Raw genomic sequence first — 19835 nt, forward strand, 5'->3', positions numbered from 1 at the left:
GCCCCATTACGGAGAGGGGAGCAGCACCAGCGCGTCCGGATGTTCATTCGTGTCGTCTGGACGGATGGGGAGCGCGGCCGCGAGCGTTGGCGCGATCTCCCGGATCGTGGACGCGAGTGCCTCCGCTACGTCCCCGGTCTTCAGGCGCCCTACGAGCAGGTCCCGTGTCCGTTCCAGCAAGAGAGTCCCAAGAGCCGGATGGGCGAGAATTTCCTGATCCGCCAGCACGGTGACTTCGTGCTCCAGGAGCGAGACGTAGATCAACAGCCCGTTCCGCCCCGCCGTGTGATGTACCCGCTGGTCGAAAAACACCTCGCGGGCCCGGCGGGCGACCTCTTCGTGCTGCTGCTTCCGCGGGACGGCCAGCCGCCGGAGCCAGGCGGTCCGCGACGCAATGACGGCCCCCACGAGAAACCCTCCCACGATCCCGGCCACGAGCAGGACCAGGCCGAGAGCACCGGTTCCGGCTCCCCAGGCCCCGCTTCCGGCCTCGACCGAGCGAGCGGGGAACCACGTCCAGATCGCGATGGCGGCGAGGACGCCACACCACAGGCCGATCATGTCCTCGCCGCGGTCATATCGGCCGGACGCCTCCGCCACGACCGGAATGATCTCGCAGGCGGTCGTCTCCTCGGCGCGGCGGACCGCCTCTTCGACGGCCTGCCGCTGGGTGCTGGAGAACTGATCGTCGATCCGATTATTCATCTTCGCTTTGCCTGCCCCTTCGACACGACCGCTTCCCAATTCTTTCGCGGCAATCAATCCGTCACCACGATCCGGACGCCCCGCCCCCGCCGGACGACCCGCCCCCAAACGACCCACCGCCGAAGCCGCCTCCGCCGCTGCCACGGTTGTTCAGCATCTGATACAGAATCGTCCCTAGAATGGAGAAGACGACGCCCCACAGCAGCCAGGCCCAGCCGCTGCTCCCCCGCCGATACAACGAGACCCCGGTGAAAACCGCCAGTCCCAGAAACGCCGCTCCCATCAGATAGTGCGAAGCGGGCCGGGGAGCCGTCGGGAGTTCCAGCTTCCGTGCCATCGCATCCAGCCCTTCGACCCCCGCCAGAATCCCCTTCGAGAACTCTCCTTGTTTGAAGCGGGGAACGATCAGGCTGTCCATGACTCTCCGCGCGGCCGCGTCCTCCCGCCGCCCCCAGCCACCTCCCAGCTCGATCCGCGCCCGCCGGTCCCCCTTTGAGACCAGCAGCAGCATCCCGGTGTTCCAGTCCTGGTTCCCGAGCTTGGCGTGGCCGATCTGCCACTGGTTGAAAAGGATCGTCGAGAACGACTCGATCGTCATCCCCTCGCCGCCCCATTCCGCCATCGAGTCGATCGTCACGACGATGATCGGCGTCGCCTTGTCGGTCAGGAGCTTGTCAGCGATCGCGCGGATCTGCTTCCGGTCGTCATCATCGATCAGTCCCGCCAGATCCCGGACGAACTCCCGCTCGCCGGGCCGCTCCAGAGTGATCTCGAGCGCCCTCGCCGAGGAGGCGAGACCAAGAACGAGCAGCGTCGCCGCGGCGAACACTCGAAGGCTCTTCAAAGAATTGACCAATGCTCTGCTCCATCGTCCGAAATGCGGATCGACCGCGGCCAGAGAAACGGAAGGGAGACGACATCGGATCATCGGCGAACACACCCCGATCCGGAATCGCCCAATCCCGCAACCGAACGATCAGGCCGGTTCGGGGCAATCCGATGACTGGCTGATCCGGAAGATGTGCCCGTCCGGATGGCGAACGTGCATCTCGCGGACGCCCCAGGGCTCGTCCTTCGGAGGCCGGGTGACTTCGATCCCGTTGGCCTGGCAGTTCGCAAACTCGGCATCGACCTTCGCGACCCACATCGACATCCACATTCCCATCTCGCGGTCCCCCACCTGCCCGCTTCCGCCCTGGGCACCCAGGCAGAGAAAGATTTCGCACTGGCCGGAGCCGACCGCCCCGAACGTGACCGGAGCGTCAGGGGTCGCCTGCCAGTCCCAACGCTTCGTCCACCCCAGCCGCGTGAACCAGTCGAAGCTCTGCTCCATGTCGGAGACGTTCAGGATCGGCGTCAGGTGCTGAGCGTTCATGGGAATCGAGCCGGGCCAGGGAGCAAAACCGTCTGCTGGCGACGGGACACGACAGCCAGCCGCACATGTCTCGACAGCATACGCCGAAGCCGGGGACATCGGCGAGCGGCCGCTCAGCGGGCGAGTCGCGAGGCGTAGGCCTGAAGCTCTTTGTCCAGCTTCGACAGATCCCCGCCGAACGCGGTCCGGAAGGCAGCCAGCCGGTCCTCGTCGGTCCCGATGTCGAGCGGCTGTTTCGTGGCGAGCGTCTTCAAAAAGGCGACGTACTCCTCGGGATGCTTGTGCCGGAGAAAATGCACCAGCAGCCACCCTTCCGCATACGCATCCGCCGCCGTGTCGGGCTTCGCGAAACGGTCGTTGGCTCTCACGAGCGTCTCAAGCGAGTCCCGCCGACGCCGGTTGCGGGCATAGTCCCGGAACCGCTGGATCCGCGTCCGATTGACGTTGCCGGTCGTCTTCCAGCCGGAGGAGTTCCGCAGGTCGGGCGACTCGAAGTACATCGCCACCCCTTCGGTCAGCCACATCGGATTGTCCGCCAGCCGGACATGCAGCCCCCGGTTGAACGCGAGCTGGTGCGTCGCCTCATGGACCAATGTCGTGACGTTGGCCGGGCTGACGATTTTGGAGAGGTCGCTGTCCGGGTTGCGGTTCGAAGCCGGGGTCAGGTCACGCAGTGCGACGCGGTTCGTCAGCGACGAGTAGTACCCCATGTCGACCGGCACCGAACCGACATCCCGCCGGGCGTACTCGCGATAGTCCGCCTCCCGGGCGAAGAGAATCACCGGCAACGGGAACGGAGCCTCCGCCAGTTCCACCCCAGCCTTCGTCCACTCCTCCTCGAAGCCAACGTAGAGACGCTCCAGCAGCCGCCCCGTCCACTCGGCAAACTTCCGCCCCGCGTCCGTGCAGAGGACATAGTGCTCGGTCCGGACAACCTCGAACGAACTCCCGAGTTCCCGCCGCAACTCCTCGCCGAGCTTCTCCCCGGTCAATGGACCAAACGTCTCGCCAGCGGTCGTCTTCTCCCGAATCTGATCCGCCGGCAGCGACCAGTACCGCCCCCCTCGATCCAGCAGCAGCACCCCACCCTGCGGATCCTCCAGAATCACGGCACCGGAGACCGTTGCCGGCAGGCCCGCCGTCTCGGACCGCACCGTCACGAGGTCCGCTCCCCACGACGCCGGGGTCACGAAGACGATGAGCGACAGAAAGAGAAAAATCCGGATCAGAGTTCGGCTCCGCCAAGTCGCCTGGATTGGACAATCTCGACGAGTGAAGGGCAATCCGGCCTTCCAGTATGGCGGTCTTCGGGCAGGCCGGACCGACGCGAGACGGCGGCCGCAGGGGCCATCAATCGGATGTCGCCGGTCCGGTCAGAATCGCACGAGAATCGCTCGACTTGTCTCATTTGTCGCGATACAGTTCCGCCCCACCCGGAGAGGTGGCAGAGTGGCCGAATGCGCCGGTCTCGAAAACCGGTATACCCGCAAGGGTATCGAGAGTTCGAATCTCTCCCTCTCCGCTCCTTCTTTCAGCACGCTGCTGTAATCGACTGCGACGTCACCACTTACGGTGACGCCGCCCGCGCGAGAAGCCGTCGTTGGTGCACAAATGGTGCACACTCGGTGCCCAGAATGGACGGCGGATGTCTCGCAAGTCGAGACGTAGCGGTGCACATCGCACCCGCGTCGGGAAAGTCTCTCTCTATCAGCATCACGGGGCGTGGTGGGTCTACTACCGGGATGACCAGTCCACACCGATTCGGCGTCGGGTTGGTTGCGATCAGGCGGAAGCAGAGCGTGTCGCCGCGGAGTTGAACGCTCAGGTCACGGTCAGCGCTCCGACACTGTTCTCATTTGAACCCGTTTCTGTTCTGACGCTCCGTGACCGGTTCATCGCATACCACGAGACCGTACTTCGCTCCTCACTGGCGACAGTGAACCGGTATCGCACGGCTCTGGAACATCTCGTCGCATTCGCGGCGGATGGCGCGCAGGAGGTCCATCGGGTTTCAATCAATGACTTCGTGGCATTTCTGCGGACCCGGCAGATTTCCCCCAACGGGCATCCGAACACGCGAAAGCGAACACTTCGGGACAAGGGCCTGCGGTACATCCTGGAGGTCTGCCGGTCTGCGTATGCCTACGCTCAGACCAAACGCCACCTACCTCCCTACGCTCCGAATCCGTTTGCAGAGCTCCCGATCGATCGTCTAACCGTTGAGGACGCCAAGCCGGTCTTTGTGTTTGACGCAAAAGCCGAGCTGGCCTTCTTGCGGGCTGCCAAGGAGTGGGAGTTCCCCGTGCACCTCATTCTGAGCAAGACCGGGATGCGGCCCGGGGAACTCTGCCATCTCCTCATTGAGGAGGTTGAGCTCTGCAGCGGGTGGATCCATATCCGCAACAAGCCGGACCTCGGATGGTCGGTCAAGACCCGGAACGAGCGTTCTATTCCGATCCCGTGGGAAGTCAGGGCCGTTCTCTCTCGGGTGATCGGAGATCGGGGGAACGGGCTCGTCTTTCGTCGTCCCCGATTCGAGGACCTCCCTTCGGACCGGAGAGGGAGCCTTAAAGAACTCCGCGCTACATTTGCCCGGCGGTTGGAATACAGCGAGGCTCTCAAGAAACAGCCACTGACACGGCAGGAGCGGGCACGGATTGCCAAAGCACTTTGGGCAGGAATTGGGATCCTGTCTCCGAACCAGATCCGCACATCGTTCATACGCATTTCTAACGGCATTGGCTTGGAAGATGCTACCTGCCCCAAGAGTTGGCGGCACAGTTTTGCCACGCTGCTTCAAGATGCCAATGTGGATCCACTGCTGCGGCAGATCACACTCGGGCACAAGCCAGCAGGCGCCACCGGCGCGTTGGGCATGACTTCGATCTACAGCCATTCGCGTCCGGAGACACAGGCTCGTGAGATCGAGCGAGCACTCCGGACGTGGCCAGAAACCCTCACTCTTGCTGCCCAATGGGCAAAGGATGCGTCTCGATGAAAGAGTCTCGTCAACCACAAGTCCGACCGTTGAACGTCCTGCTGCTGCTCCGGAGCTCAGTTCCTCCGCAGGACGGATCGTCGGTACTCCAGGCCGTCGAAGATCTAAAGCAGTACGTCCAGTCGATTATCTCCCCGCCCGTGCGGTTTCTCAGGCGGCTTTGTCTTAGCCCCAATTATGGGCCCGACTGGATCCCCTGGGAGCGAAGGCTCCCAGAATTGGAGCAACGTGGGCTCGACATCGTTGCCGTTGAAGACCTGACGCGGGTGTCTCGAAATCCGGATGACCAGGACGCCTTTGTGGAGACGCTCAGAACGAGAGGCATTCGTCTCCTGATTCAGGCTCCGAACGATCGCATCACTGAGGGAGGCGATGGACTGCCCCAATACTGAATGACTTTGACCCGATTCCATTTCCTCTCTTGTACACGGAGGTACTAACTAATGAGCATCCGTAAGCCTTTCGTCCCTCGAATTCCAGGATCCCCGCTGATGGTCGTGATGACCGGACGGATCTCCACGCCACATCAGGACATGCACAATATCGATGCCTCTCACGCTGCTTGCGAGAAGTACTTGAGGGAACTCTACACCGGCGAAACGAAGATCGTCCGCCTTGGTGAGCGCGGGAGTGGGAACAAACTCAGCCGCATCGCGATCAATGAAGCCAAGCGGCTCATTGCGACCCGTACGGTTGATCTGGTCATCTTGGAAGACCTCAGCCGCGCCTATCGCAACCCGGCATTTCAGTTCAGCTTTGCACATCTGTGCGTCGATCACGGCACCAGGTTGATCTGCTATGGCGACGCGATCGACACGGCCGACGAGCAATGGGAGATCATGCTGAACGTTGCCGTCATGCGGCACTCGGCGACCGTACCAGAAGTGCGACGTCGCGTCCGAAGAACCGCGGACCACACATTCCAGCGCGGCGGGATGGTTGGAAAGGTCGGCTTCGGATACCGGCGCGTGTCGGCCGAGGAGGCAGCACAGGGCAGCGGAGAGCGGGTCGCAAAGGTGCCGACCGACTCACCAGTGCTGTCTGAAATGCGGAACCAGGTTCTGCGGGGGGCAACGTATGAAGCCGTTGCCGATTGGCTCGATGACGAGAGGATTCTCCCCGGCCAATACTCCGTCAACGGTCAATGGACCGGAAAGCTGGTCGAGACGACATTGAGGAACCCGATGCTGCATGGGGAGCGGCGTTTTCGGGAGACGATCCACCAGCTCATCTATGCCACCGGCGATCATCGTCGCGAGAAGAACCGCGATCCGCTGTTTCGTGTCGTTCCGGAGCTTGCTCACTTCACCTTGGAGGAGCATCAGGAACTCCTCGACTACATGGACGCTCGCAAACGCCGGCGCGGCGAGAGCTCCCGAAAGGACGTCAGCCGGAAGCGGACGTATTGGCCGGGGCAACATCTGCTCTGCGCCATTTGCAGCGAGCCGATGTACTGGTTGAGCCGCGGCCAGCTGAGGTGCTGCAATGCGGGACCGGGACGCCCCCGTAGGTGTTGGAATCAGACCGTGGTCCAGGCGGAGATGATTCGAACGAAGGTTCTTCCCGCTCTCCTTGAGGAGCTTCGTCGGCGACCAACGGTTTACCGGCAGATTGTCAGTGCCGCTTGGGACGAATCGCGTCGCGCTCTGCAGCGGGCTTCGGGCCGACGCGAGTCGCTCATGACAGAGATTCGTGAACAGGAGCGGCAGGTCAAAGAGGTCACCGACTTGCTCCTCAAGTTGAAGTCCGAGAGTCTCATGGGGCGGCTCACCGAGGCGGAATTGCATCTGAAGCGGCTGCGCTCGGAGCTAAAAGCCTTGGATGCTGACGGCGATTCGCCGACTGTGCTGCCGACGATGGAGATGATCGAAGAGAACCTCGAAACAGTGCTGCTTGAACTCTCAAGGACCTCCTACTCCTTCGATGAGCTTCTGAGGCAGATGCTTCCCGAGTTTGAGCTCATTCCGGTTCAGGCCCTCGATTCCGGGCAGGTTCGTCCGCGGGTCCGTCTCCACGTACCAGCCGGAGATGGCGCGGACGCGACGGAGCTGATTATCGACGCCTTCGAAGAGCCGTTGCAGATACGCTTCGCAAGGGCGGCTGCCGATCTGAAGTCGTCCAATTCCACGTGGACGCTGAAGCAGATCGGAGACGCACTCGGCCTCCATAAAAAGGTCGTCTGTGATGCATTGAAGTACCACACGCTCATGCAGGCCGCGGGGCTCGCTGTTCCCTATCGCGTTCTGACTGTGGCCCCCGAGAGAGCGCCTCGGTGGCGAAAGCAGTCACTGCAAGGTGGTACTCCCGAACCGCGAAGCGATCCTGGAGATCCCCGGCCGCCCGGGAAATCGATGGCGTAGCCAGTTCTTCCAGGATCGGCGACGCGGGGCAAGCCGTTGAAATGCGGCATGCCTTCCACGGCAAAGGCTTTGTTGCCGTCAACAACCTCGCGATGGTGAGTTACCAGCCCCGGCCCGTTGGCCGGGGCTTCTTCATTTAAGGAGGAGGATTTATGGCTCTGATTTAGCGCGACATTGGGGTCATGCGAGTTTGTGAATCGGCTCAACAGGGGTGTCGTGGTTCCCTTCGTCACGTCGACTCTCGGCCATCTCTCGGGCCTGCTTTCCAAGCTGCATGTACTCTCGGCGGTTTCGAATCGAGAATCCCAGTCCGCTTGAGCCCGGCCAGCCGTTGCGGCTTCGGCGAGGTCTCGCAATCGAAGCAGCGGCTGGCCTCACACGAAATGCGCCATCTCAAAGGCTGCGTCGCTGTCTGCAATTCAGAGCCGGCACTCCGCCGGACTCTGCCAAACCAACCATATTAGGAATCTTATGCCTATCGACTTTTTCGTCTCGTGCCTTCAGTGTCCCCAATTGGGCACTTGGACAGAAACCTCCGACCCTCTTGAAGCGGAACTTCTCATCCAACGACTGGGCCGGGAGAACGGACTCAGGATCATTGAATGGAATCCCGCGGACGGTCTCACCCCGAATGATTGGCAAACCAACTGCCGGGGACGTCCGGAACAGCTATTGGAGATGCTCCCGTCATTCGTCTCTCAATTCTGTCACACAGTGCTCGTCCTGCGGCACATTCATATGTATCTCGACGATACCCGCATCCGAGCGGCTCTTCGGCGGGCGGTGGAGTTCGGAGCAGCGCATCGACTCACGATTGTGGTGCTCGCACCGGATCCCCATGTTCCTGATGAGCTCCGTCATGCCTTCAATCTCGTGAGCCACGATCTCCCGAAGCGGAACGAACTCCTTGGTCTTCACGGATCGATGGTAGGATCGATCGAACGTGAGATGGTCGCACATGGACTGGCAGGACTGACGCGTTCCGAAGCCCGCCACGCTCTGGCACTGACCCATTCGATGACTCCCGTCGAACGGATCGCCGGCATCTGGTCGTACAAGGCCTGGCATGTTGAGCAGAACTCCCTCGTCCGGTTTGTTCGCCAGACGGTTGCGATCGAGAGCCTCGTCGGGATGAGCCATCTGAAGCACCACGCGCTCATCGGAACCCAGCCGGGGCGATCACCCGCGCGGCGGGGTCTGTTGGTCCTCGGGCCTCCGGGTTCGGGCAAGAGGTCTTTCTGCCAGGCGCTCGGCAACACGGTCGGGCGGCCCGTCGTTAGGATCCGCTGGGACGGATTCCTGGGCCTGGTCGCTCAGGATCTTGAGCACGAGCTCCGAAAGACGCTATCGGTTGTGGAAGCGCTGAGTCCCGTGGTCCTAGCATGTGACACGGGCGATCGGGGACTGACCGAGATGGGATTCTGGAATGCCCCGCTTGCTGCCCGCTTGTGGGCGGTTTTCTTGGAATGGCTTCAGTGCTCCAAGCCGGGCGTTTACGTCGCGGCAACAGCCGAGAACGCAGGACACGTTCCCAAGGAGTTCTGGCAACGAGAGTTCCTAGATGCCGCCTACTTCGTCGATTTACCGGAGGCGTCGCAGCGTGAGCAGGTCTGGCAACGGGGAAGGATGGACTTCGGCTTGCCAGAGGTGCTGCCGCGTCCAACGTTTCAGGAGTGGACCGCCTCGGAGATCTACCACTGCTGCCGCACGGCGTCACAGCTGGGCCTGACCATCAGCGAGAGTGTGAACCGGATCACTCCATATTCAGAGTTGAGCAGGGAGCCCTTGAATCGGCTGCGGCTTGCCGCGTCTGGCCGAGCTCTCAAAGCTGACAGCGGAGAGCTCTATCGAGCCTGTGAGCCCGTGATCCCGCGTCGGTGGAGTGATCCATCGCTGAACTGACGGCGGTTTTGTTCCGGTGGAACCTGCCTCTGGGGGTCGGTACAGTACGACGTTGCCCTTCGATGAGGGGCAACGTCGTTTCTGTTCTCTCTGGAGCCGTTTGTTGATTTTCTCGAGGTGGGCAGTAGTTCCACCTCGCCAACCCGGATGACGCGCGAGCGTCAAGCACTGCTTCCCGCAAATACCGCCAAACTGAGCCGCAAGGCTCTTTGCAGACGATTGCAGTACTTGGACCGCGCCCCCGCAAGGGGGCGTCGGCCATGTGCTGTTTCGTCTGGCCCCTTGGCGGGGGTTGCGGGAGCGGCCGTGGTTCGGCGCTCCTGATTTTTTCCCGCGGGGTGATTCGGATGTTCTTCTGTTTGGACGGGCTACGCTTCCGAGCTGCAATCTGGCCCGCAGCTCATGTCACGGCGCATTGGGACCTTCGCAAGTCGGGCCGTCGACGATCTTTGTCTGGACGGACTTCACAGGGGGTAACGCGCCCGTTAGTGCTGAAGTCGCCCTTGCCAACGGGAGAACGTCATGCCCGTTGAAGGCGACGCGATCTGGTACTACGTGGAGCAGGGAAAGGTCATCGGCCCCGTGTCGACCGGCCATCTCCTCCGGCTCATCGGCGAGAAGAAGTTCTCCGTCGCCAACTCGCTCAGCCGGGACCAATATCACTGGTTTCCCGCACTTCATCTGCCCGTTCTGAGGGAGCCACTTGAGGCGCTGCAGCGTCAACAGTGGCGCGCGTTGGGCCTTGCGCTGACCGCCATTGCTGTGATCGGCCTGCCGCTGCTGCCAGGTGGAACTTGGGTCACAACGACCAGGATCATCCGGTATGTCTCACCAAGTCTGGCGGCAGAGTGGAACCTGTTGGACAGGTCTACCGCGTTGCGCGAGGACAAACGGTTGCACTGGAGCGAGATCCAGTTCGTCCTGCTCCGTTTGCTCTCGAAGAATGTGTCCCCGTCCGAGTTCCTCTCGTTTCCTGAAGCGCTACCCGATCAGCATCCGGGGGAGTTCGCCGTCTCTCCAGGCGAAGCGACGGAATTCAAGAAGAAGCTGAAGACTTGGTTCCGTGATGTGGAGACGCAGGCGAATGCCACTTTCAACCCGGAGCAATTTCTCACCACTCTCCTTAATGGAATTGGGCAGCACGAGATGGATTCGATGATGAAGCAACAACAGACCGCGAGTGACTTGCGTTCTCGATTCAAAGACCTGGTCGAGGAGTCTGAAACTCTGCGGAAGGAACTCGAGGAATCGTACCAATTGACTCTCCCGCCCTGCTTGCTGAGAGGAGCCCAAGGTGACAGTCAGTACAGATAGAAACTATTCCGGCCTTGTCTGGCTCTGCCAGCGCGGGCACCCGATCGGTCCCTATCGCCGCGATCAAGTGTTTCGTGGCGTTTTGCAGGATCGTCCCCGCTTTGCGGACCTGATGGTCAGCGATGATCTGAAGACTTGGGTCCCGTTGCGGCAATCTCCCTTCTGGAATCCTCATCCTGATGAAGATCCCGATATGATCGACACCCTGTTCGCTCCTCCACCGGGGAGTCTGCACGGGTTGTGGCCCATCCTGTTCGGAGCCTATCTCGTAGCGATCATCCCCGCGGCTACCCTGCTCGGAATGCTTTACCAGTTCGTAGCTCCGGAATCCTGGGTTGAAGGGACTCGATTCGCGCGTTTCATGGCCCGCATCATTGTGGTGTCTCGTGATCTCAATTGGCTTATTGCGTTCATCGGAGTTTACATCGGAATGCTTTTGCTGCGTCGCAAGCGTCTAGGCGTCGTTGCCGCGACAGCCATCGTCGCTGCCCGGTGGATTCTCCTGCTTGGGATTCAGCTTTTGACCAGGGGAGCGGAATGGGCCGCACCGGACGGACAGGTACTGGCAGATGTCGTTCACTTTAATGCGCGAGCAAATCAGTTCCTTCACCTGTCTCAGATCCTATCCATCGTGTGCTTCCTGTTTGAGGGCGTCGGACTCGCGATTCTCTGGCATGAACGTGAACGCTCGTTGCCGCTCCCACTGGCTCACTCTTCGAAGGAGGCTCAAAACAATGACGTCCGAGTATGAAGTTGAGATCGGCGGCGTGCCTCAGGGCGTATTGGAGCTGAACGAGATTCGGCAGTTGGCAGCCGAAGGGACGCTCGCTCGAACCGACCGACTACGTGCCGCCGGGGGCGAGTCGTGGCAATCAGCGGACCAGTTGTCCGACTTGTGGACCTCGCGGGCGGATGGCGAGGGTATACAGAAATGGATACCCTCTGCGTTCCCCGACAATTCGCGTCGCGAGTCAAATCACATCGCTTACTGCGTCTGGGCAATTGCCGGTCTTTTCGGCGCTTTGGGATGGTGCCTCCTTCCAACGGTGGAAGCGGCTGAATCGTTGCTGTCTTGGCCTCTGATCGTTGTTCTGCTGCCGATGTTGATACTGAGCCAGGTGGCACTCATGGTCGCTTTGCGTTGGCAGCCATCGTTCATCCCGATTGTCACAATGATGAGTTGTTGGAGCTATCTGGCAGTGGCTTCCAGCCTGATTCTGCTGATTGCCACTGCACTGGCCTTCCGGCGGTTGAATGAACCACGTTCCTGTGCGCTTCGTCTAACTGAATCATTATTCAAGGGCCCGCATCCAAATGTGATTCAACAGTAATCCGTATCTTCCTTGCTTGTCATGAAAGAAGGTGCTGGCCATCGGGCCAGCACCTTCTCTTTTTTAGCCATTGGAGATCGAGGGCATCTCACTGGCGACAGGATCGCCGCGACTAGCTTGTTACGTCCCCGGCTCGAAGCTGCTCAGCTTTCCCTCGATCGCCCCCACGATCCGCAGGGTGTTCTCGACACCGCCGCAACGGATCGTGAACGCGATGAGCGGATCCGCCTGCAGCTTCTGAACGGCCTTCGAGACGGCGGGAAGCCCGCCCATCTTGAGAGCAAGCAGCATGACTTGCTGCTCCATCTGTTGTTCACGGTCGGCGATGTCCGGAAGCGGCCGGCGAACTGTACGGAACTTGAACTCGAACTTGTGGTGGCATGCGGGGCACTCCTTCGTCACTGGCCCTTTGACGAAGCCTTCGCACTGCGGGCACCGCTTCCATCCCGCTCCCTGGGGTTCCTTCGCGTAACCTTCGATTTCAGTTTCGGTCGTTGCCTTTTTGGCCATGCTTTCGCCTGTAGATGTGCTTCCGGAAACGTGGCCGGACCCTAATCCGACCGAATGGCAAGGTCAAACCAGACGCACCTAGAAAACCTGAGACTGTCTCAAATCCTCTCATGTCTGCGCTTCGTTCTGGGCATCCATCTCAGCAAAGACCTTCGTCAGCTCGGCCTTCGTAGCCCGAAGTGTCGCCTGCATGCTCATGATCAAGCCAGAGGCCTCCTTCGCTTCGGCAGCAAGCTGATCCATTGGGGTCTCTGACTTGTCGAGGCGGTCGAGGATCTCATCGAGTCGCTTCTCTTTGTCTTCGTAGGTCATCTCGTCAGTCATGCGATTCCTCAACTCTGCTCTGGACGATCCCGTCCTGGACCTGCGTGTAAATGATTTCGCCAACCTGGACGTCTGCAACGCTCCGAATGAGCCGACCGTCAGCTGCTCGACTGACGCTATACCCTCTCTCCAGCAGCCGCTCTGGGGAGAGTGCGTCGAGCCGCTTCTGCTTCTCAGAGAGCCGAGCTTCGGCCGTCGAGTGACGAGCCTCGTACGTCTCCAGCCGGATCCTCAAGGCCCGGCGCCGCAACTCAGTTTCGATTCGAGATACGGCTGCCTCAGTCTGATGGAGAACCCGTCCTCTCCAAGCCACCGCTTGACTGGCCGTGGCGATTGCAGCAGTGGCCTTGGCCACAATCTGGACCTGTCGCGATGCCAATGCCGTGGCGCGGCGTCCCACCTGTCGATCGGCAACCCCACGAAGCCGCTCCAGTGCGTGCCGCAGTCGACCGTCCGACAGCGAAAGGTGTTTTCGGCCGCCCTGTTGTAACCCGGTGAGCGACCGACCGAGCTTCTCCGCTGCCCTCTGCTGCCGATGGTCCGTCGACCGCAAGATTGCTTGTCCTACCGAAATCAGGCGTACCGCATGCTCCTCAACGATGGCGCGCGTCCGCTCCGCCAGACGGGTCACCGCCTCTTGGAAACGGCGTCCGTACTTCTCAGCCTGTTGTGCGAGTTCGGTCTCAAGGCGGCTGAGGTATCGCTCGAATCGTTCCGTCTGGATGAGCAGGTGTTTTCGCGTTCCCTGCCGGAAACCGTTCTCCGATTGGGCGAGTCGCCGCTCAGCAAGATCGACCGCCCGGTTCAGCGAGTCTTCCAGCCGCTCCCTGGCCGACATCAGCCTGTTGTGGACGTCGCGGAGCTGAGCGACCAGCGCCTCGGCCACGGCCGTCGGCGTCTTGTGGCTGGTGTGGGCGATGTGATCCAGCACACCAAAATCGATCTCGTGGCCAATGCCGACCCAGATCGGCACTCGGCAATTCACAACGGCGCGGGCAATCTCTTCGTTGTCGAACCAAACCAGATCCAGGGGAGAACCGCCACCGCGAATGATGCAGATGAGGTCGAGAGGCTCTTTCTCCAGCCGATTGATCGCGGCGACTACAGAACGAACCGTCGCTGCACCTTGTACTGCCGCGGCCACGTGAACGATTTGGAATGCGAAGCCCGAAGTTGTGAGTGTTCGTAGGAAGTCGGCGTAGGCTGCGGAGTCGGTGGCCGTGATGAGGCCGACCTTGAGAGGCGCTACTGGAACGCTGCGTTCTTTGTTCCGATCCAGCAACCCGTCCTTTTGGAGGCCCTCCAGGATCAAACGGCGGGCACGCTCAATCTGTGATTCGCCGAGGTCAGGGTCGAGGTCCCAAATCGTCAGTGAGAGCCCAAAGATCGGGTGGAAACGAACCGAGCAGGAGGCACAGACGTCGCCGCCCTTTCGAAGGATCTGCAGATGCTCCTCGCCGCGGGCCCGCAGAGTGTCTTCGATTCGCTCGACATCGTTCTTCCAGATCATGACGCGGATCTTGGCGACGTCCCGTCCCTTGTCATCCTTCTCGACCAACTGACCGAAATAATGGCCCCCGGAGGATCGCGTCTTTTCGGGGACGAGTTGCGCACGTAGCCAGAACTGTTTTGTCGTCACCGGCAACAGCACTTCCCGAAGACGCTTTGTGACGTCTTGCAGCCGGAAGATGCGCGGCGGAGTGGATTCTGGCTCGGACATGGCGACTGCCGCTGGTTATAGGACCGGGCGGCATCTATCGAAAGTCCCTGGCCTTTGGATCCACGCCGGACATCATCGGTGTGAGGTCTTCCATCCGGTCAACGAGCAGGTGGATGACATCGGCATGATTCTGAAGCCGCCCTGAGACGATCATCCCCGTGGCGTGGCGGGCGACTCGGTGGAATCGCTCCCACACCTCGATCCGAACGATGAGGTTGGCGACTCCCGTTTCATCCTCCAGTGTCATGAAGGTGATCCCCTTCGCCGTCCCGGGCCGCTGACGCAGGATGACGATGCCGGCGACGGTATACCTCCGATCGGGCTCGAGCTTGGCCAAAGCGGCGGTTGTCACAATGCGACGCCGCTGAAGCTGGGGCCTCAGGAACGAAAGCGGGTGGGCATTCAGCGAGAGGCCGGTCGTCTTGTAGTCGGCGACCATCTCTTCGTGATCGCTCATTTCCGGCAGTGCGGCCTTCGCCTCGAAGTCTTCCAAGTGGTCAAACAGCGGTGCCCGCTGACGACTCTGCATCGATTCCCACACAGCACCGCGCCGGGAGTCGGTCAGCGATCGAAACGCATCCGCTCGAGCCAGGGCCGAAAGGGCGTTCGCCGGCAGCCGCGTCCGCGTCACGAAGTCGCGGTACGACGCGAAGGCCCCTTCCGCCCGACGCTCCGGGATCGCCCCTCCATGGGACTCGGACATCCCAAAGACCATGCGGATCCCCAGACGCACGGCCAGCGCCCCCGCCTCCGTCCACTCCAGAGTGCAGTCCCAGTCGCTGCACTGAACGTCAACAGGTAGAACCTCGACGCCGTGCTGACGGGCATCCCGGACGAGCTGTGAGGGCTCGTAGAATCCCATCGGCTGGCTGTTGAGCAGGGCCGCCAGGAACACCGCCGGGTGGTAACACTTGATCCACGCGCTGGCGTAGACGAGCAGCGCGAACGACGCTGCGTGGGACTCTGGGAATCCGTAAGAACCGAACCCTTCGATCTGCCGGTACAACTGCTCGGCGAACTCGGCGGAGTAGCCGTTCGCCAGCATGCCGTCCCGCATCTGGATCTTGAACTTCTCGATGATGCCGGTCTTGCGCCAGGCACCCATCGCCCGTCGCAGCTGGTCCGCCTCGCCCGGAGTGAAGCCGGCGGCGACGACCGCCAGCTTCATCGCCTGCTCCTGAAACAGCGGAACACCGAGCGTTCGGCTCAGAACGGACTCGACTTCCTTGCTGGGATAGGTGATCTCCTCCTGCCCGGTCCGCCGCTTCAGGTAGGGATGGACCATGTCACCCTGGATCGGCCCCGGGCGAACGATCGCCACTTCAATGACGAGATCGTAGAAGCACTTGGGTTTGAGCCGCGGCAGCATCGACATCTGGGCCCGGCTCTCGATCTGGAACACGCCCACGGTGTCCGCCTTCTGGATCATGCCGTACACGCTCGGATCCTCGGCGGGGATGGTCGCCAGGCTGAGGGACTGTCCAGCGTGCTTGTGGATTAAGTCGAAGCCTCGGCGGATCGCGGAGAGCATCCCCAGGGCCAGGCAGTCGACTTTCAGGATTCCCAGGGCGTCGAGGTCGTTCTTGTCCCACTGGATGACGGTCCGGCCCTCCATCGCCGCGTTCTCAATAGGGACGAGCTCGCACAGCGGGCTGTTCGTCAGCACCATCCCGCCGACGTGCTGACTCAGATGCCGCGGAAAGCCCATCATCTCGCGAACGAGGTGAATCAGTTGCCGGATGGTTCGCGTCGTTGGGTTCACTCCCGCCTCGCGGAACCGACGAGTGAGCTCCTCGGGCGTGTCGACGTGATCGACCGATTTGGCCAGCGTATCGACGCGGTCGAGCGACAATCCCAATGCCTTGCCCACGTCGCGAACAGCCGAGCGAGGCCGGTACGTGATCACCTCGGCCGTCATGCCGGCCCGTTCCCGGCCGTACTTCTCGTAGATGTACTGCAGGACCTCTTCCCGCCGCTGGTGCTCAAAGTCGATGTCGATGTCCGGGGCTTCCGAACGCTCCTTGCTGATGAACCGCTCAAAGAGCACGTCGATGCGGTCTGGATCGACCGAGGTGACGCCGAGGCAGTAGCACACTGCCGAGTTGGCCGCGCTGCCTCGACCTTGGCAGAGTATCCCTCTCCCGCGGGCGAAGTGGACGAGGTCCCAGACCGTCAGGAAGTAGGCCTCGTAATGCAGTTCCTCGATCAGGGAGAGTTCGTGTTCGATCTGGTGGTGCACCTTGTCCGGCACTCCCGCCGGATAGCGGCCCTGAGCCCCTTCCCAGGCCAGCCGGGACAGGAACGACAGCGGTGTATCACCGGCCGGGCAGAGCTCCTCCGGATAGTCGTACCGCAGTTCGTCGAGTGAAAATGAGCAGCGGTCGGCGATCTCCACAGTCCGGGCGACAGCGTCAGGGCACCCCGACCAGATCTCCCACATCTGCCGACCGGCCTTCAGGGCCCGCTCGGCATTCGGCTGGCGATCGTCTCCAAGATCCGTGACCGGCCTGCCGAGGCGAATCCCTGTCAGTACGTCCTGCAGGTAGCGGCGCTGCCGGTGGTGGTACAGAACCCGGTTCGCGGCGACGAGCGGGACACGGGCGTCCGCCGACATCTGCTGCATGCGGGCGAGAATCCATGCGTCATGGGGGCCGCGGTGCAGAGCTCCCAAGGCATAGGCCCGATCGCCGAACAGGTCCCGCCATTTGCAGAGTTCGTCCGCGTGATTCACCGACTTTCCGGGGTCGAGCAGGACGCCGGCCAAGAGCCCGTCCGAATACTCGGCGACATCCTCCCACCGAAGCAGGCACTGACCCTTTGGAGCCGAGGTTCGCCCGCGGGTGAGCAGGCGGCACAGGTTCCCGTAGCCTCGCCGATTCATGGCCAGCAGCGTGACGCGGGAATGTCCCACCGGCTGAATCTCAGCACCGACCAGCAGTTTGAGACCGGTCGCTTTGGCTGCGACGTGAGCCCGCACGACACCCGCCACACTGTGATCGTCAGTCACGGCCAACGCCGCGAGGCCGAGTTCCACGGCCCGGTTCACCAGCTCGTCCGGATGCGATGCCCCTGTCAGGAACGAGTAGTTCGTCTGGCAGCAGAGTTCCGCATAGGGCACAACCCTGCCGGCTACCGCTGGGACAACGGGAGCGTCAGCCTGTTGCTTCTCGGGAGGCGGCATCGGCATGGCATGCTCAATCAAAGAGGCCATGGACGAACCAGTCGCCCGTGGTCAGACACCGGAAGATCCACAGAAACTGCCCGCGGTCCGTGCTGACGCGGTAGTAGTCCCGCTGGACGTCCTCCGTTCGCTGCCAGCCCGTCTCAATCCGTTCGGCGGACGACGCGTTCGTGATCCCGAGCTCCTGCCCTTTCCAGAGCAGGCGGCGCGTTCCATCGGCTTTCTGTCGGAGGCGTTCCGGACGCGCGAGCAAGCGGAGAGGACGGCACCGGGCAGCTCCCCGTTCTGGTAGGCCTGAGTCGGCCGGACCGATCCGAAGGTCTAACGGGCAGTCCTCGATCGAACGGAGTTCGTAGGAGAGCTCTGGTTGCGGATCCGAGACCAGAACCGGCCGTCCCACCGCTTCGCTTCCGAGACGGCTGATGAGCCGGTCCAACCACGGCGCCAGCAGACGCTGGGCTCGGTCCTCCGGCTCATCGAAGAGCGTGATCTGACGAGGGTACGTTCGACCGGGGGCGGTCACGAGAACGCGGACCAAAACGACGCCTTCCGGAATCGGGTGCCGCTCCCGCTGGAGGTCGAGAAGGTCGAGCAGGTAGCGGGTCTCAAACGCCGGTCGGTGCAGTCGCAGCTCCAACCGGACCTGCCGCTTGTTCTCAGTGACGTGCAGGATCTCCAGCTCGCGGATACCGAGCCGCTGTTGAGCCAGCTTTGCCAGGACCTCGCTTAGAAGCTTCTCCCACAGATTCTCGAGGTAGGTCAGGCCATTGAGAGCCTCTTCGCTCGCCCAGGTTGCGGAAACGGGTTCCGCGAGCCGTTCCGTCGTGAATGACTCCGACACACACCCCAGGGCCTGATCGAGCCGCCGAAGGAGCTCCGGACCGAACCGAGACGGCAGCGACTCCCGCGGCAGGGATCGCAACCGGGTGATCGTGTTGACCTCCAGGGCGGCCAACTTGTCGAGACAGGCTGGAGGCAGTCGCAGCGCCGCAGGATGAAGAGGGCCGAGGCCCACGGCCGCCCGTCCCGTCGGAACGATCGTGTGCCGGCCGGAGCCATACCGCGAGACGGCCCAAGCCGTTCCCAGCGTCTCGGCAATGCACGCCACCGCTGATAGCCGCCGCTCCGAGAGCTCCTTCAATACAGCTCGACAAAGGGCTTCCTCCCCGCCGTACAGATGCACGCAACCGGAGATGTCGAGCAGGAGGCCATCCGGTGGCTCGACCGGCATCAATCCCACGAGCGGGCTGAAGACCTGCAGGAACTGAGCCAGGCTCTTCAGCCGGGCGAGGTCGCCCTCGGCGTCGTGCTCAAGGGAAACGACCTTCAGCCTTCGGCCATCGCCTGCTCCAAGCAGTGCCTTTGCCTCAGCCAGCGGCAGTCCCGCGTGGACTCCGTAGCGATTGAGACCTAGCGAGCAGGCGATTACGACCAGTCGCTGCCGTCGCTCGCCAAAGAGCAGAACGGCCGACCTCTCAAGCTCCGGCCGCTCGTTCAACAGTCGCTGTATGGGCCAATTGGGGAACCAAAGTGAGAGAACCCTCTGCATCACACACCTGCACGTGGAACGTTCCCTCATGGAATCCGCGGCAGTAATCCAATCCCACCTCAACTGTCCGACCTGCCAGATCCTGCTGGCCTCCTCGACTGCACCACCGTTGGTCGACGCCGGTTCCAGTGCTCGACTGCTCCGAACGGAACAGCACTCCTAAGCCGCCGCCGATCTCGGCGGCTCGCTTCCATCGCCGGAGCCAACGGTCCGCGTGGCGACCGACCTGGCACCAGGTCACGGCGACCGCCGGCGATCGCAAGCAGTGCTCGACGGCCCAGGCGACGTCCTCGTCACTCCGCGGTCGAATCACCACCGTGCGCTCGAGCGGGATCCCCCATCCCCAAGCCGCCGCCGGGACGAACTCTCCGCTGGCGTCCACAACCGCCCAGACACCCGGCCGCGACGCCAAGACGTCTCGGACAACTGACAAGCTGACCGTGGCCGCTCCGCTTCCTTCGCAGCTGTTCCATTCCACAAGCGATCCGGGTGGCGGAGCCTTCAGCGGGTCAGCATCGACGGCGACCGGAGCCGCGATCTTCTTCAGCTGTTTGCGAAGCGCTTCG

Annotated in this window: 15 protein-coding genes and 1 tRNA gene; 7 read left to right on the forward strand and 9 right to left on the reverse strand. The window is 62.0% G+C overall.

Features of this window, described 5'->3' with window-relative positions:
• Positions 1-6 precede the first annotated feature (6 nt).
• From VT03_RS05635 to VT03_RS05650, 4 genes are all read right to left on the reverse strand, one after another.
• The gene (locus tag VT03_RS05635) at positions 7-705 is read right to left on the reverse strand and encodes a TPM domain-containing protein (protein ID WP_075092087.1); all 699 of its coding nucleotides are present in this window, start codon (positions 703-705) and stop codon (positions 7-9) included.
• 61 nt (positions 706-766) lie between these two features.
• Positions 767-1561 carry a TPM domain-containing protein gene (locus tag VT03_RS05640; protein WP_197489207.1) on the reverse strand — a complete coding sequence of 265 codons (795 nt, stop codon included), beginning with the start codon at positions 1559-1561 and terminating at the stop codon, positions 767-769.
• A gap of 120 nt (positions 1562-1681) precedes the next feature.
• Positions 1682-2080 carry a bleomycin resistance family protein gene (locus VT03_RS05645; protein WP_075092089.1) on the reverse strand — a complete coding sequence of 133 codons (399 nt, stop codon included), beginning with the start codon at positions 2078-2080 and terminating at the stop codon, positions 1682-1684.
• Positions 2081-2193: 113 nt separating this feature from the next.
• Positions 2194-3363: a DUF1570 domain-containing protein gene (locus VT03_RS05650; RefSeq protein WP_075092090.1), complete on the reverse strand. Its 1170-nt coding sequence runs from the start codon at positions 3361-3363 to the stop codon at positions 2194-2196.
• A 152-nt stretch (positions 3364-3515) separates the two neighbouring features.
• Between VT03_RS05650 and VT03_RS05655 the strand changes: the two genes are divergently transcribed.
• The 7 genes from VT03_RS05655 (at position 3516) to VT03_RS05695 (ending at position 11985) form a co-directional block, all read left to right on the forward strand.
• Positions 3516-3602, forward strand: a tRNA-Ser gene (locus VT03_RS05655).
• Positions 3603-3725: 123 nt separating this feature from the next.
• Positions 3726-5078, forward strand: a complete 1353-nt coding sequence (locus tag VT03_RS05660; protein ID WP_082845966.1) for a tyrosine-type recombinase/integrase — start codon at positions 3726-3728, stop codon at positions 5076-5078.
• Between the two features lie 443 nt (positions 5079-5521).
• Complete coding sequence (locus VT03_RS05670; RefSeq protein ID WP_082845967.1) at positions 5522-7438, forward strand: recombinase family protein; 1917 nt, start codon at positions 5522-5524, stop codon at positions 7436-7438.
• A 738-nt stretch (positions 7439-8176) separates the two neighbouring features.
• Complete coding sequence (locus VT03_RS33210) at positions 8177-9340, forward strand: AAA family ATPase (protein ID WP_197489208.1); 1164 nt, start codon at positions 8177-8179, stop codon at positions 9338-9340.
• Between the two features lie 522 nt (positions 9341-9862).
• Complete coding sequence (locus VT03_RS05685; protein WP_075092096.1) at positions 9863-10654, forward strand: hypothetical protein; 792 nt, start codon at positions 9863-9865, stop codon at positions 10652-10654.
• Positions 10635-11405, forward strand: coding sequence for a hypothetical protein (locus tag VT03_RS05690; protein WP_156514312.1), 771 nt, complete (start codon positions 10635-10637; stop codon positions 11403-11405). Before VT03_RS05685 ends, VT03_RS05690 begins: the two co-directional genes overlap by 20 nt.
• Positions 11389-11985: a DUF4339 domain-containing protein gene (locus VT03_RS05695; RefSeq protein ID WP_075092098.1), complete on the forward strand. Its 597-nt coding sequence runs from the start codon at positions 11389-11391 to the stop codon at positions 11983-11985. Before VT03_RS05690 ends, VT03_RS05695 begins: the two co-directional genes overlap by 17 nt.
• A 120-nt stretch (positions 11986-12105) precedes the next feature.
• On the opposite strand, the gene VT03_RS05700 is transcribed toward VT03_RS05695, so the two are convergent.
• From VT03_RS05700 to VT03_RS05720, 5 genes are all read right to left on the reverse strand, one after another.
• Positions 12106-12495, reverse strand: coding sequence for a hypothetical protein (locus tag VT03_RS05700; protein ID WP_075092099.1), 390 nt, complete (start codon positions 12493-12495; stop codon positions 12106-12108).
• A gap of 108 nt (positions 12496-12603) precedes the next feature.
• Positions 12604-12819, reverse strand: coding sequence for an exodeoxyribonuclease VII small subunit (locus VT03_RS05705; RefSeq protein ID WP_075092100.1), 216 nt, complete (start codon positions 12817-12819; stop codon positions 12604-12606).
• Positions 12812-14539: an exodeoxyribonuclease VII large subunit gene (gene xseA / locus VT03_RS05710; protein ID WP_075092101.1), complete on the reverse strand. Its 1728-nt coding sequence runs from the start codon at positions 14537-14539 to the stop codon at positions 12812-12814. Before xseA ends, VT03_RS05705 begins: the two co-directional genes overlap by 8 nt.
• A 34-nt stretch (positions 14540-14573) precedes the next feature.
• A complete protein-coding gene (locus VT03_RS05715; protein ID WP_231870605.1) occupies positions 14574-17750 on the reverse strand; it encodes an error-prone DNA polymerase in 3177 nt (1058 codons plus the stop codon).
• Positions 17734-19299: a Y-family DNA polymerase gene (locus tag VT03_RS05720; RefSeq protein ID WP_082845969.1), complete on the reverse strand. Its 1566-nt coding sequence runs from the start codon at positions 19297-19299 to the stop codon at positions 17734-17736. The genes VT03_RS05715 and VT03_RS05720 overlap by 17 nt, the downstream gene beginning before the upstream one ends.
• Positions 19300-19835 lie beyond the last annotated feature (536 nt).

Source organism: Planctomyces sp. SH-PL14 (assembly GCF_001610835.1).
Classification (GTDB): Bacteria; Planctomycetota; Planctomycetia; order Planctomycetales; family Planctomycetaceae; genus Planctomyces_A.